This is a genomic window from Actinospica sp., from assembly GCF_035552695.1.
Lineage (GTDB): Bacteria > Actinomycetota > Actinomycetes > Streptomycetales > Catenulisporaceae > Actinospica.
On sequence record NZ_DASZKT010000092.1, the window covers coordinates 1 to 13,168 of the forward strand.

The window sequence follows — 13,168 nt, forward strand, 5'->3', positions numbered from 1 at the left end:
CCTTCTCGAACTGCTGCGTGCCGGTGGAGTTTCCGACCTCTCCGTCGAGCACCACCAGGTCCGGGTCCTGGCCGAGGGCGACCAGCGCCTTGCCGTATGCGACGCGGTTGCTGAGCTGTTCGCCCGGTGGGAACGTCGGGGGCCGTACCGGTGGCGGCGTGGGCGAGGGTATGTGTGGTGGTGGGGTGTGTGGCACGCCGGTCCCGGTCGCCGTGCCGTCCGATACGTCGGAGCCGAGCGGGCTCGGGCCAAGGACGTGCAGGTCGGTTGGGCCGCCGAGGTCGGTGATGGCTTTTTCTGCGAGGTCGGGGGGTAGGGGTTTGCCGTGCCAGTCGGGGGAGTCGGCCACCTCCGGCAGGCCGTAGCCCTTGACCGTGCGCGCGAGGATGACGGTCGGCCGGTCGGACGTCACGGCGGTGTGGTAGGCGGCGTCGATCTCGCGCACGTCGTGTCCGTCGATCTCCAGGACCGTGCAGCCGAAGGCGCGTGCCCGGGCGGCGTACGGGGCCAGGTCCCAGCCGTACTCGGTCGGCCCGGTCTGGCCGAGCCGGTTCACGTCGACGATCACGGTGAGCCGGTTCAGGTGCTGCATCCCGGCCTTGTCCAGCGCCTCCCAGACCGAGCCCTCGGCCAGTTCGCCGTCACCGCACAGGGTCCACACGTGGAACGGCTCGTCGTGCATCTTCTTGCCCGCCAAGGCGATTCCGGTCGCGTAGGCGATGCCCTGGCCGAGTGATCCGGTGGCTACCGGTACCCAGGGCAGTTTCGGGGTCGGGTGTCCCTCGAGTCGGCCGCCGCGCCGGTAGGTGCCGAGTAGTTCCGTCTGGTCGATCGCGCCGACGGCCCGGTACATCGCGTAGAGCAGGGGTGAGGCGTGTCCCTTGGACAAGATGAAGTAGTCGTTGTCGCGTCGGGCCGGGTCGTTCCAGTCGTAGCGCAGATGGCGGGAGACCAGCACGGCCGCGAGCTCGGCCGCGGACATGCTGGAGGTCGGATGCCCCGAACCGGCGGCCGTCGTCGCGCGGATCGCATCGACCCGCAACTGCCTGGCCAGCACGAGCACCGACTCAGGATCGGTGGCGGGGGTGATGGTCGAATCGGTGGTCAAGGACATCTGCTTCCCGTTGCCCGCATGTCGGCGGCCAAACGGGTCCGACGGGTCCGTTTAGCCGGTTATGGAGTGGTCACCCGGCCGACGGATCCGCCAACCGGGTGAGCCGAGTGACGTGGGCGGAGGAGGCCGCGATGAAGTCCATGACGCCGACGGAGACGACCCCGACGAAGATCATGCCTACGAACCCGCAGGTCGGCGGCGTTCGGGCTGGTCAGAGCCTGTTGGCGACGAGCGATGTCGACGGTGGCTGACGGCTTCGCCCAGAGCACCGGGGAGGGCTGGGCCCAGGTCGCCGACTTCGGCCTGGCGCTGCTGCTCTCCGGGCTGATCGGCCTGGAGCGCGAGTGGCGGCAGAAGGACGCGGGCCTGCGCACCTACACCGTCGTCGGCATCGGCGCCGCGCTGTTCATGCTGATCAGCAAGTACGGGTTCGGCGACGTGGTGCATCAGGGCACCGTCCAACTCGACCCCTCCCGAGTGGCCGCGCAGATCGTCTCAGGAGTCGGATTCATCGGCGCCGGTCTCATCTTCACCCAGCGCGGCTCGGTGCACGGGCTGACCTCGGCGGCCGGGATCTGGATGACCGCCGCGGTCGGCGCTGCCTGCGGGGCGGGCCTGCCGATCCTGGCCGCCCTGTGCACCGCCGCCTATCTCGCGCTCAGCCTCACCAAGCCGTTCACCGCGAAGATCGCCGAGCACGTCGAAGGCGAGGACGACGACGGCGGTGACGGTCACAGCGACGGTGACGGCGGTGACGGCGCACGGAAGGGCCGGTAGTTCGAACGCAATGACAAGATGCCGCAAGTGGTCGGCAAGATGTTGCAAGTCAGTGCTTTGATTTATTGACTGACGGGGTTACGGCTCGGTAGCTTCGGAGCGTTCCTCGCTCGCCACGGCGGCACCCCCACCCACCTCGCCGCGTGCGGTCCCACCTAGGAGCCGATCCCCCATGCCCCGAATCCTTGCCGCCCCGATCGACCTCAACGGTCAGGGGCACTACTTCACCTGGTCCTTCCTTCAGATCTCCGTCGCCAATCTGGTCATGATCGCGCTGATCGTGCTGTGCTTCGCCGCGGCCCTGCTGCTGCCCTTCCCGGGAAGGCGGCGCGACGATGACTGACCAGCTCGTCGAGAAGCCCGCGGCCCCCGCCTCGCCGGACGGCGGGGGATGGACCGGCGCGCTGCGTCGCCGGTTCGAGAGCACACTCCCGCTCGAAAAGCTCATGGCTGATCGTCAGCCATCGTACGTCGAGTCATGGATATACGTGTTCGGCGTGCTGACGCTCACGGCGCTCTGTGTCGTGATCGGCAGCGGCGTCGTGCTCGCGGTCAAGGGACCGTCGTGGTGGCACGTATCCGGATTCGGCCACTACCTCAACAGCGTCCACCTGTGGGCCGTCGAACTGCTGATGACGTTCATGTCGATTCACCTGGTCGGCAAGTTCTTCATGGCCGCCTGGCGTGGCAAACGCGCGATGACCTGGATCACCGGCGCCGTCGCGTTCGGCGCGTGTGCGTTCACCGCGCTCACCGGGTACCTGATCCAGCAGAACTTCGAATCACAGTGGATCGCCACCCAGGCCAAGGACGGGCTCAACGCGATCGGCGTCGGCGCCTACTTCAACGTCATGAACTTCGGCCAGATGGTGCTGTGGCATGTCGCGCTGCTGCCGCTGGGCGTGGGCGTGGTCGTGTTCGCGCACGTCGTGCTGGTGCGGCGGCACGGCGTCGTGCCGCCCTTGGACAAGGCCGCCGCGCGCGAGCCGTCGCGGGAGGCGTCATGAAGCTGCGGCTACGGCCGGCCGCGGAGCCGGATCCGTACACGTACGGATCGCGGCATTACGACCTGGTCAAGGAATTCGTGATCGCGCTCGGCGTGGTGACCGTGCTGATTCTCATACTCGCCGGGGTTTTCTCTTCGCCCGACGAGAAGCCGGTGACGATCGCGGCGTGGGCGAAGGCGGACTCGGCCGACTTCACGGCCACCGCGCTCGCGGAGCTCGACGGCTCGAGCGGCACCGCGGGGTACGGCCCGCCGTACAACGCGGCGTCCACCGGTCAGAAGCTCGGACCGCTCGCGCTCGCCTCCGGCGCGGGAGTGACCCATCCGATCGACACCGCCCAGGCGTACGTGCTCACCCCGCTCGAGGCGGTACCGCAGGGGCCTGCCGTACAGCAGGCCGTCTCCGGATACGTATCCGCCGGCGCCACCCGGCAGCAGGCGTGGACGAACGCGTACAGCAGCGCGCTCGACGCGGCCGGGGGCGATCCGGGCAAGGTCAAGCCCGGCGCCTACGGACCGGTGCCCGCGCTGCTGACCCAGTTGCTCGGCCAGGCACAGTCCGGCTCGCTCGACAGCCAGTTGATTTCCGAGCAGGGCTTCTACAACACCGACTACACCCTGCCGCTGATGTTCCTCGCCGACGGCTCGTACCTGGCCGACGACGCGCGCGGCCAGCACCTGGCCGGAAATCAGTGGGGCATGATGAACGAGCAGGGCAACTATCCCGGCCAGACCTGGCTCGCGCCCTACACGTTCTGGTACCAGATCGCGCCGTACAACTCCTCGGCCAACGGCGATGCCCTGGTGTGGGGGACGATGGGTCTGCTCGGCGTGCTGTTCGTCGGGCTGCCGTTCATTCCGGGGCTGCGCTCGGTGCCGTTGCTGGTCCCGGTGCATCGGCTGATCTGGCGCCGGCACTACGCGCGGCTGCGCGAATAGCCGCGAGATAGACACCCTGGTCGCGGAGCCTCGGCGGGTCGCGGGGCTCCGCGGCCGACGGGGTCGACGCGGCCGACGGAGCGGACTCAGATGGCGAGGACTGGTCCCTGGGTCAGCGAGAGGGCGGCCGTGGTCGTGGTCGGGATGGCCGCGCCGTCGGATCCGGTGAACTGGCCCTTCCACGACGCGGGCATCGCGGTGCCGTGGTTGTGCACCAGGTTGCCGCTGTATTCGCCGCCGCCGCGCGTGGCGAACTCGGCCGAGGTGAAGCCCTCGAAGCGTGCGAAGTCGACGGCCGCGACGTTGCCGTCGAGATCGTAGGTGTTGCCGACGAGCTGGGCGGCCGGGTCGCGGTGGGCGTGCGAGAGACCCGCGCCGAAGTGGATCGCCGACTCGTTGGCATGGCCCCGGAAGTAGTTGCCGACCGCCTGCAACCCGCGGCTGTTGCAGGCGATGTGCACGTCGCCGCACACGTCGAGGTAGCAGCCCTCGACGCGCAGCGTCCAGGCGTTGCCGGTGGCCCCGTAGTCGATGTGGCGATTGCCGGGTTCCGAGGAGAAGTGCGTTTCGAGCACCGCCCAGCCGCCGGCCCCGGCGTAGTCCCGGCCGAGCACGACCCCGTATCCGTGCCCGTTGATCTGGCAGCAGACGGCGCGCCCGTCCGTGCTGCCGCCGCCGGGGTACGCGGTCGACAGGCCGTCCGCGAGCAGGAACGTGCCAGCGCCGTACGAATTGCAGAACAGAACCCTGCCGTTGACGGAGAACGCGTTGCCGGTGCCGGAGGAGCGGAACGAGACGAAGCCGCCCTGGCCGTCGCCGCCATCCGGGTAGCCGGCGAAAGTGAAGGCTCCGCAGAACAGGTCGCGGCACTCGATGAAGGTCACATCCGAGGTGTCGACGACGGACACGGCCCAGAATCCCGGCACCGTGTCCCCGGCGGCGGTGGTGCCGCGGAATCCGAGGCCTTCGACGCTCAGACCGTGCGGGTTGCCGGTCACCACGGATCCGGCGCCGCTGCTGCCGATCGCGAGCAGGCCGGCGGTCGTGGCGTCGAGCGGCGCGAGGACCGAGCCGGTGAGCGAGACGACGGCCGGTCCGTCCGCCCCGAAGAGGGTGCTCTCGCCGACCAGCCGCCCGACCCCGCCCGGTACGCTGACGCCCGAGGTGCGGTAGCAGCCACCGGTGGCCGGGGGGAAGTAGACCGCCGAGCCGGCGACGTCGCCCGAGGCGTCCAGCGCGGCCTGGATCGCCTTCGTATCGTCGGTCGTGCCGTCGCCGGTCGCGCCGTAGTGCTGGACGTCGAAGACCGCGGTGGGGGACGCGGCGTGGGCCAGGGAGGTCGTGGCCAGCGAGGCGGTGCCGCCGAGGACGCCGGCGCGCAGGGCCGCGCGGCGCGTGAACGATAACATGAGAATCTTCATCCTTCGTGCGCTCGGTGCGTGCGGGTAGTTCGTGCGGGTGCCGAGGGCTTGCGGCGTGCGGTGCCGCGGTGGCTCAGCCGCTCAGCAGTTGGTCCAGCCAGGGCACTGCCACCTGCGGCTTGGCGGTCCCGCAGGTGGGACACGCCTTGCCGGAGGCCGGGATGTTCAGCCAGTAGCCGTCGACGACGCCGCGTACGGAGTTCGCGTCCGCCTCGAGGACCTGCGCGCTGATCGTGTGGCCGGAGGGGTTCGTGCTCAGCCCGGCCAGAACCTTGACATCAGGGTTCTCCGCCCGCGCCTGCTGGGCCGCCGCGGTGACGAAGGACGTGTACTGCGCGCCGCCCTCGAGGCCCTGCGCCTGGATGTCGACGACGTCGGCGTACCGCGCGGCCTGGCCGATCAGATCGAGGTTCAGAAAGCGCTGCGTGACGCTGCCGGAGCCGCTCGGGTCGAGCACGCGCACGAGGTCCATCGCGGGCGCGGCGATGAACACCACGCCGCGCGCCCTGGCCAGCCGATAGCCCTCGGCCTCGTATTTGGCAGGGTTCTGCTGTTGCGCCTTCGGGGTCAGCGACCAGTCCTCCACGTCGTAAAGCACGGCGGCCGCCGCGCCGGTGATACCGGCGGGCCGCAGGTCCGTTACGGTGACCGACTGCCGACTTGTCCAATCGCTGATATTCGCCGATTCCGCGGTACTCGCGGAGTTTCCGACAATATACGTGCGTGAGTTATTAAAGAGCTCTGATAGTTGACCGCTCGACATTCCGGCGTCACGCAGCCCGGCCAGCGCAGTACGGCCGATGACCCAGGTCAACGCGGATGCCGGCGGAGTTGTGCTCGTGAACATGCCCGTCGGCGGGGTGGTCGGCGTCTTGTCGGGAGTGCTCGCCGTGCAGCCCGCGGTGAGCAGCAGGAGGGCGGAACCGAGCAGTACCACTGGACGCCACACCCGACTACGGTGCATCGTTACGCGCAGGAAACCCATCAGTCGCCTTTGGTCCGGAAAATATCGGGTACCGAACTACCGGAACCCGGCAGGGAAACGTGGTAAAGGAAGATCCATGACCTGGCGTAAAGCTCGACGACTCCCGAGTCGAAGGCTAGCATCGGCGCCGGATCGCCCGTAGGAAAGGAGTCCGGAAAAGGAATCTCAGTGAGAATTGCTCCGTACCCACGCGGAGCGTACCGGGCCACCACCCGGAACTCACGGACGCCTCGGGGGAGCCCAGGTCCGCGAACGGTGTCCTTTCGCCACCCACAGAAAGGTGCTGACGCGTGAGCACAGAGACCGTCGAGCCGCCGCATGGCGGCTCGGCCGACGCGTTGAGCCGGTCCGAGGAGATGGTCTATCTCGGGCTGTGCCGCAAGGGCGCCATGAGCGCCGAGGAACTGGCCGGAGCCGAGCGGATGGACCTGGACGCGGTGTTCCAGGCGCTGCTCGGCCTGCGTATCAGGGGACTGGTGCGCGGACCCGGGCTGGACGGCGCGGCGGCCTGGTCCGCGCTGGCCCCCGACCTGGCCCTGGAGAGCACACTGGCCCGGCGCGAGCGCACCGAGCGCGACTCGCGCGACACGCTGACCCGGCTGCTGGACGGCTATCTGCGGGAGCGCGGGCTGCGCGATCCGCTGGCCGCCGGGCTCGTCGAGGTCGTCACCGGCAAGGACGGCGTCGCGGAGGTCTGGGACACCCTGCAGGCCGGGGCCCGCACCTCGGTCGACGTCTTCGACAAGCCGCCGTTCGTGCAGGGCGACGACGAGGACCCGATCCCGGAACTGGAGATGATCGCGCGCGGGGTCCGGGCCCGCGGAGTCTACGAGCGGGCCTCGCTGCTCGATCCGGCCAAGCTCGCCGAGGTGCAGGACATGATCGCGGCGGGCGAGGCGGCGGTGATGGTCCCGGAGCTTCCGTTCAAGCTGGCCGTGGTGGACCGTCGCAGGGCGCTGCTCCCGCTCGGCACGGGCACCGAGCTCACGGCGGCACTGATGGTGCGTCCGTCGCCGCTGCTCGACGCCCTCATCGAGGTCTTCGAGACGCAGTTCGCCAAGGGCATGCCGGTGCCGCGCGCGGTCCGGTCGAACGGCCGTGCCGAGGGGCAGGAGCCCGGCCGCGAGGCCGCGGCGGAACCGGCGGGCGACGCGCGGGCGGTCTGGGAGGGCCTGCTCACGATGCTGTCCGCCGGGATGACCGACGAGGCGATCGCCCGGCAGCTCGGCGTCTCGGCACGCACCGTGCAGCGGCGCATCAGTGACCTGATGGAGTCGCTCGGCTCGCGCAACCGCTTCCAGGCGGGAGTGCAGGCGGTGCGGCACGGGCTGCTCTGAATGAGGCTGTTCCGAATGAGTGCGTTGCGGCATCGGCTCAGGGAGTGTCTGGAAAGCAGCGCCGGATAAGGCCGCGGCGCATGACGCGTGCGCTCGCAAGGCGGAGGGTCGCCCGCATACCGGGCGTACGTGGGCGATCCTCCAACGCAGCGTGCGTGCGTGGCAGGCGTCGCGGACCCGGCGATACTTTTCAGACACGACCTACGCACGCTCCAGCCCGCGCCGGTGCCGCAATCTGCGCTCGACCGGACCGAACGCGGCCAGGTTGACCAGGACGCCCAGGCCGAGGATCAGCAGCACGGTCGCGAAGGCGAGTGCCATGTCCTGGTTCTCCCTGGCCAGCTCGAGGGTCTGGCCGATGCCCGGGCCCAGCGTCGGTGACACGGCGATGAGCTCGGCGGCCATCAGCGAGCGCCAGGAGAAGGCCCAGCCCTGCTTGAGCCCGGAGACGTACGCGGGCAGCGCGGCCGGCAGCAGGACGCGGCGGACCAGGACGAGGCCGCGGGCGCCGAGGTTGCCGCCGACCCGCCGGTAGATCGGCGGGACCTGGTCGATGCCGTCGATCAGCCCGATGGCGACGGACGGCACGGCGCCGAGCAGCATCACCGTGTAGATCGTCGCCGGGGTGATGCCGAACCACATGATGGCGATCGGGACCCAGGCCACTGACGGCAGGTTCTGCAGCCCGGACAGCAGCGGAGACACCGCTGCCCGCAGCGGACGGCTGCCCGCGGCCGCCAAGCCGATGACCGTGCCGAGTAGCACGGACGCGCTGAAGCCGATCACCGCGCGCGAGATCGAGCCGGAGAGCGCGTCGCCGATCCCGTACCGCGACCAGTCGCCGAGGAGTGCGTCGTACACGTCGCCGGGTCCTGGCAGCACCCAGCCGGGCTTGACCCTGGCGAGCACGAGCACGTCCCAGAGACCGAGCAGGGCGGCCGCCGCGAGCACGGGTGGCAGCAGGGCGCGCAGCAAGCGCCGCAGGGGCTCGCTGCGCGGCGTGCGGGTCGTCTCGAGCGCGTCGAGGCCCGCCTCGAGGACGGCGAGGTCGCGCTGCGCGGGTATCCGGGGGGTCTCGTCAGGCATGGCGGCTGATCTCCCGGCGTAGTTCCGCGGTGATCTCCGCGGCCAGCCCGGCGACGCCGGTGTCCTCGATGCGGCGCGGCTGCGGCATGTCGACCGTCCACTCGCGAGCGACCCGGCCCGGCCGCGAGGAGAGCAGCACGACGCGCTGACCGAGGCGCACGGCCTCGCGGACGTTGTGGGTGACGAAGACGATCGCCAGTGGACGGCCCGCGCGCGCGTTGCCGTCCCAGAGCGAGACGAGCTCCTCGTGCAGCACGTCGCGGGTGATCGCGTCGAGCGCGGCGAAGGGCTCGTCCATAAGAAGCACGGCAGAGTTCTGAGCCAGCGCCCGCGCCATCGCGACGCGCTGCCGCATCCCGCCGGACAGCTCGTGCACGCGCTTGTCCGCCGCGCCGTCCAGCCGCACCAGGCTCAGCAGCCGCTTCGCCTCCGTGCGCCGCTCCGCCTTGGGCACCTTCCGCAGCCGCAGCGCGAGCTCGACGTTCCCGGCGGCCGTCAGCCAGGGGAACAGGGCGCTCTCCTGGAACATCAGCGCCGCGTGCCCGCCGTCCACGGTGATCCGGCCGCCCGTCTGCCGGTCCAGCCCGGCGATCAGGTTGAGCAGCGTCGACTTGCCGCAGCCGGAGGCGCCGAGCACGCACAGCAGCTCGCCCGCCGCGACGTCGAGGTTGATGTCGTCGAGCACGGGCGCCGTCGCCCTGCCGAAGCTCTTGCAGACCCCTTCCAAGCGGACCGCCGGGGCCGGGGCTACGGCCGCTGCCTCGGCGAGTGCCGAGGGTGCGGCGCGTTCGAGGAAATCCGAAGTGGTCATGAGGTGCCTAGTCCGTCTGCACCTACGGCCGACTGCCCAGCCGCCGCGAGTGCCTCGTTGAGCGCGGTCAGGTCGTAGATCCCGGACACGGAGGTGCTGCTCTTCATCAGGCCGACCGCCACCGCGTGCCGTATCTCGGTCCGCAGGCCGGCGGCGATCGGGTCGTTGCTCACCGCCTGCTCGCTCCAGGCGCGGGTGAGCACGGCCGGTTCCAGGGTCACCTTGGAGATCGCGGCGACCTGGCTCTCCACGACCTGCTCGGCCTGCGTCGGATGCGCGGTGATCCAGGCGTTCGCGGCGACCTGGCCCTCGATCAGTTCCCTGACCGTCTGCGGGTGGGCGGCCAGGTAGTCGGTGCGTACGACGAGGACCGTGCTGGCGAAGCGGCCCTGCGGCCACAGCGAGCGCTCGTCGACGAGGACGTGGCCGCCGCCGTCGAGCACCAGGCGCGAAGCCCACGGTTCGGGCACCCAGGCCCCGGCGATCCGGCCGGTGCGCAGCAGCGAGAGCGTGGTCGAGTTGCTGCTCGGCTCGACGTTCACCGCGCCGGTGCCCTGCAGCGACGTCGCAAAGCCCTGCTGAAGCAGCCAGGACCGCAGCGCGATGTCCTGCGTGTTGCCGAGCTGCGGATCGGCGAGGGTCTTGCCGCGCAGGTCGGCGGCGCTCGTGATGCCGGGCCCGACCACGAGTTCCGCGCCGCCGATCTCGGCACCGGCGACGATCTTCAGGCCGGAGCCGTGCGAGGCGGTGTAGGCGCTCAGCGCGGACGACGGGCCGACGTACGCGGCGTCCAGCTGGCCGGAGAGCAGTGCGGTCATCTCGTCGGGGCCGTCCGCGAAGGTGTTCGTGCCGAGCTTCGTCGAGCCCAGCTTCGCGCTGTAGAAGTCCTTTGCGACGCCCACGATCGGCGTGCTGTGGGTCAGGTTGGCGAAGTAGCCGAGACGCAGTGAGGTGGCCGCGGTGCCGCCCGTGGCGTTGACGGCGACGGCGGAGCTCGGCTCCATCTCGGCGGCGTGGGCGCAGCCTCCGAGCAGGCCGAGCAGCGCCGCGCCGAGGGCGGCCCGCGCGCCGAGCCTCCTGCGTCCGGTCACAGCAGGCCGCCGATCAGTCCTGCCGTGAGGGTGTCCCCGCTCGCCGCGTCGATCAGCAGGAACGAGCCGGTGTGCCGGTTCACGGCGTACTTGTCGGCGGCGATCGACGTGGCGGTGCGCAGCCGGATCCGCGCGATGTCGTTGGCCCGCAGCTTGCCGGGGTTACTGGTGGCGGCGAGCGTCTCGACGTCGATCCGGTGTACGAGCTCGGTGATCTCGGCCTGCACGGTCCGGGTTGTGTGCCGCAGCAGGACCCGGTCGCCGACGCCGAGCGGGCGCTCGGAGAGGTGGCAGACGGTCGCGGTCAGCTCCCGGGTGGGCTGGGGAGCCGACAGGGCCGCCGCCGCGATGAGCTCGCCACGGGCCACGTCGAGGTTGTCGGTGAGCCGCACGGTGACGGACTGCGGCGCGAAGGCCTCGTCCACCGGACGCCCGGCGATGTCGATCCCCGCGACCGTCGTGCGGCGGTTCGCGGGCAGCACCACGACCTCGTCGCCGGGCCGCAGCACGCCGGACACCAGCTGCCCCGCGTAGCCGCGGTAGTCCCGCTCTCCGGACCGGATCACGTACTGCACCGGGAAGCGCGCCGCCTGCTCGGTGGGATCGGGCGCGGGCGGCACCTCCTCGAGGTGCTGCAGGAACGTCGGGCCCTGATACCAGTCCATGGCCTGCGAGGGTTCGACCACGTTGTCCCCGCGCAGCGCGCTGATCGGGATCGACGTCGGGTCGTCCACGCCGAGCCGTTCGAGATAGCGCGCGAAGTCCGCGGAGATCTCGGCGAACACGTCCTTGTCGAAGCCGACCAGGTCCATCTTGTTGACCAGCAGCACGATCTGCGGCACGCACAGCAGCGCGGCGACGGCGGCGTGCCGGCGGGTCTGCTCGACGATCCCGTGCCGCGCGTCGACGAGGATGACCGCCAGTTGCGCGGTCGAGGCGCCGGTGACCATGTTGCGGGTGTACTGCACGTGGCCGGGCGTGTCGGCGAGGATGAACCGGCGCCTGGCGGTGGCGAAGTAGCGGTAGGCGACGTCGATCGTGATGCCCTGCTCGCGTTCGGCCCGCAGGCCGTCGGTGAGCAGTGCCAGGTCAGGTGCGGCCAGTCCGCGCTCGCGGGATACGCGCTCGACGGCGGCCAGCTGGTCCGGCATCACGACTCTGAGATCGTGCAGCAGCCGGCCGACGAGGGTCGATTTGCCGTCGTCGACGGAACCCGCGGTCGCCAGGCGGAGCAGCGATCCCGTGCTCAGCCGGGGCTCTTGAAGTGTGGTCATCTCTAGAAGTACCCCTCGCGCTTGCGGTCTTCCATGGCGGCTTCGGACATCCGGTCGTCGGCCCGGCTCGCGCCGCGCTCGGTCAGCGTGGACGCGGCGATCTCGACGATGACCTCGGGCACGGTGCGCGCGGTCGAGTCGACCGCGCCGGTGCAGGACATGTCGCCGACGGTCCGGTAGCGCACCGAGCGGACCTCCGTCGGCTCGCCGTTCTTCGGACCGCCCCAGGCTCCGGGGGCGAGCCACATGCCGTCGCGGCGGAACACCTCGCGGCGGTGCGCGAAGTAGATCGACGGCAGGACGATCCGCTGCTCCTCGATGTACTGCCAGACGTCGAGTTCGGTCCAGTTGCTCAGCGGGAACACGCGTACGTGCTCGCCGGGCCGGTGCCTGCCGTTGTACAGCGACCACAATTCAGGGCGCTGACGACGCGGGTCCCACTGCCCGAATTCGTCGCGCACTGAGAAGACCCGCTCCTTCGCGCGGGCCTTCTCCTCGTCGCGGCGACCGCCGCCGAACACGGCGTCGAAGCGGTTGGTGCGGATGGCGTCCAGCAGCGGCACGGTCTGCAGCGGGTTGCGGGTGCCGTCGGCGCGCTCGTGCAGCCGGCCGTCGTCGATGTACTCCTGCACGCCGGCGACCAGCAGCCGTACACCGGCCCGGTCCACGGCCATGTCCCGGTAGGCGAGAACCTCGGGGAAGTTGTGACCGGTGTCCACGTGCATCACGGGGAAGGGCACGGGGGCGGGGGCGAAGGCGAGGCCGGCCAGGTGCAGCATCACGATCGAGTCCTTGCCTCCGGAGAACAGCAGCACCGGACGTTCGAACTCCGCGACGGCCTCGCGGAAGATGTGGATCGCCTCGGCCTCCAGCACGCCGAGGTGGGTGAGCTCGTGGGCGCGTGTCAGGGCATTCATGTGTGTAGTCCGCACTCGGTCTTGGCGAATCCGGCCCAGCGACCGGCCCGGGGGTCCTCCCCGGGGGCGGTGCGCCGGGTGCACGGGGCGCAGCCGATCGAGGTGTATCCGTCCTGGAAGAGCGGGTTGACCAGCACTCCGTGCTGCTCGATGTAGGACTCGACGTCTTCGTCGGTCCAGGCGGCGATCGGGGAGATTTTGACCATGCCGCGCTTGGCGTCGAAGTCGACGACGCGGATGTCCTTGCGGGTGGGGGCGTCGACGCGGCGCATGCCGTTGATCCACGCGGTGTACGGAGCGAGGCCGCGTTCGAGCGGCTCGACCTTGCGCATCGCGCAGCACTTCTCGGGCTCGCGGTCGTGCAGTTGGGCGCCGAACGCGGCGTCCTGCTCGGCGACGGTCTGCTTCGG

13 protein-coding genes and 1 pseudogene are annotated in these 13,168 nt (G+C 70.4%); 5 read left to right on the forward strand and 9 right to left on the reverse strand.

Translation table 11 applies throughout. The features are described 5' to 3' along the window. Window positions 1-1,114: thiamine pyrophosphate-dependent enzyme (locus VG296_RS11505; protein ID WP_325565645.1), on the reverse strand; the 1,114-nt coding region annotated here is incomplete at its 3' end. A 234-nt stretch (window positions 1,115-1,348) separates the two neighbouring features. Between VG296_RS11505 and VG296_RS11510 the strand changes: the two are divergent. From VG296_RS11510 to VG296_RS11525, 4 genes and pseudogenes are all read left to right on the forward strand, one after another. Then, window positions 1,349-1,777 (forward strand): annotated as a pseudogene (locus VG296_RS11510) (MgtC/SapB family protein); the annotation flags it as partial. 286 nt (window positions 1,778-2,063) lie between these two features. Further along, entirely contained in the window at window positions 2,064-2,234 is a 171-nt protein-coding gene (locus VG296_RS11515; RefSeq protein ID WP_325565647.1) for a hypothetical protein, read from the forward strand. Next, window positions 2,227-2,898: a cytochrome b N-terminal domain-containing protein gene (locus VG296_RS11520; RefSeq protein ID WP_325565648.1), complete on the forward strand. Its 672-nt coding sequence runs from the start codon at window positions 2,227-2,229 to the stop codon at window positions 2,896-2,898. The genes VG296_RS11515 and VG296_RS11520 overlap by 8 nt, the downstream gene beginning before the upstream one ends. Further along, complete coding sequence (locus tag VG296_RS11525) at window positions 2,895-3,836, forward strand: hypothetical protein (RefSeq protein ID WP_325565649.1); 942 nt, start codon at window positions 2,895-2,897, stop codon at window positions 3,834-3,836. The genes VG296_RS11520 and VG296_RS11525 overlap by 4 nt, the downstream gene beginning before the upstream one ends. Before the next feature lie 86 nt (window positions 3,837-3,922). On the opposite strand, the gene VG296_RS11530 is transcribed toward VG296_RS11525, so the two are convergent. After that, window positions 3,923-5,245 (reverse strand): glycosyl hydrolase family 28-related protein, encoded by a 1,323-nt coding sequence (locus VG296_RS11530; protein WP_325565650.1) that lies wholly within the window; start codon window positions 5,243-5,245, stop codon window positions 3,923-3,925. An 85-nt stretch (window positions 5,246-5,330) separates the two neighbouring features. Continuing rightward, window positions 5,331-6,206 (reverse strand): hypothetical protein, encoded by an 876-nt coding sequence (locus tag VG296_RS11535; RefSeq protein ID WP_325565651.1) that lies wholly within the window; start codon window positions 6,204-6,206, stop codon window positions 5,331-5,333. A gap of 326 nt (window positions 6,207-6,532) precedes the next feature. On the opposite strand from VG296_RS11535, the gene VG296_RS11540 reads away from it, so the two are divergent. Continuing rightward, the gene (locus VG296_RS11540; protein WP_325565652.1) at window positions 6,533-7,579 is read left to right on the forward strand and encodes a helix-turn-helix transcriptional regulator; all 1,047 of its coding nucleotides are present in this window, start codon (window positions 6,533-6,535) and stop codon (window positions 7,577-7,579) included. Window positions 7,580-7,780: 201 nt separating this feature from the next. Here the strand turns inward: VG296_RS11540 and VG296_RS11545 are convergent, their stop codons facing one another. The 6 genes from VG296_RS11545 to VG296_RS11570 all read right to left on the reverse strand — a co-directional run. Continuing rightward, window positions 7,781-8,665, reverse strand: a complete 885-nt coding sequence (locus tag VG296_RS11545) for an ABC transporter permease (protein WP_325565653.1) — start codon at window positions 8,663-8,665, stop codon at window positions 7,781-7,783. Beyond that, on the reverse strand, window positions 8,658-9,476 hold the full coding sequence (locus VG296_RS11550; protein WP_325565654.1) for an ABC transporter ATP-binding protein: 819 nt from the start codon (window positions 9,474-9,476) through the stop codon (window positions 8,658-8,660). Before VG296_RS11550 ends, VG296_RS11545 begins: the two co-directional genes overlap by 8 nt. Further along, on the reverse strand, window positions 9,473-10,567 hold the full coding sequence (locus tag VG296_RS11555; protein WP_325565655.1) for an aliphatic sulfonate ABC transporter substrate-binding protein: 1,095 nt from the start codon (window positions 10,565-10,567) through the stop codon (window positions 9,473-9,475). Before VG296_RS11555 ends, VG296_RS11550 begins: the two co-directional genes overlap by 4 nt. Further along, window positions 10,564-11,841 (reverse strand): sulfate adenylyltransferase subunit 1, encoded by a 1,278-nt coding sequence (locus VG296_RS11560; RefSeq protein ID WP_325565656.1) that lies wholly within the window; start codon window positions 11,839-11,841, stop codon window positions 10,564-10,566. The genes VG296_RS11555 and VG296_RS11560 overlap by 4 nt, the downstream gene beginning before the upstream one ends. A 2-nt stretch (window positions 11,842-11,843) precedes the next feature. Continuing rightward, a complete protein-coding gene (gene cysD, locus VG296_RS11565; RefSeq protein WP_325565657.1) occupies window positions 11,844-12,758 on the reverse strand; it encodes a sulfate adenylyltransferase subunit CysD in 915 nt (304 codons plus the stop codon). Continuing rightward, window positions 12,755-13,168: phosphoadenylyl-sulfate reductase (locus tag VG296_RS11570; protein ID WP_325565658.1), on the reverse strand; the 414-nt coding region annotated here is incomplete at its 5' end. The genes cysD and VG296_RS11570, both read right to left, overlap by 4 nt.

What these genes read in the sequence shown, in the direction of transcription:
- VG296_RS11515 (WP_325565647.1), top strand. Translation starts at nt 2,064, where the DNA reads ATGCCCCGAATCCTTGCCGCCCCGATCGACCTCAACGGTCAGGGGCAC.
- VG296_RS11520 (WP_325565648.1), top strand. Translation starts at nt 2,227, where the DNA reads ATGACTGACCAGCTCGTCGAGAAGCCCGCGGCCCCCGCCTCGCCGGAC.
- VG296_RS11525 (WP_325565649.1), top strand. Translation starts at nt 2,895, where the DNA reads ATGAAGCTGCGGCTACGGCCGGCCGCGGAGCCGGATCCGTACACGTAC.
- VG296_RS11530 (WP_325565650.1), bottom strand. Translation starts at nt 5,245, where the DNA reads ATGTTATCGTTCACGCGCCGCGCGGCCCTGCGCGCCGGCGTCCTCGGC.
- VG296_RS11545 (WP_325565653.1), bottom strand. Translation starts at nt 8,665, where the DNA reads ATGCCTGACGAGACCCCCCGGATACCCGCGCAGCGCGACCTCGCCGTC.
- VG296_RS11550 (WP_325565654.1), bottom strand. Translation starts at nt 9,476, where the DNA reads ATGACCACTTCGGATTTCCTCGAACGCGCCGCACCCTCGGCACTCGCC.
- VG296_RS11560 (WP_325565656.1), bottom strand. Translation starts at nt 11,841, where the DNA reads ATGACCACACTTCAAGAGCCCCGGCTGAGCACGGGATCGCTGCTCCGC.
- cysD (WP_325565657.1), bottom strand. Translation starts at nt 12,758, where the DNA reads ATGAATGCCCTGACACGCGCCCACGAGCTCACCCACCTCGGCGTGCTG.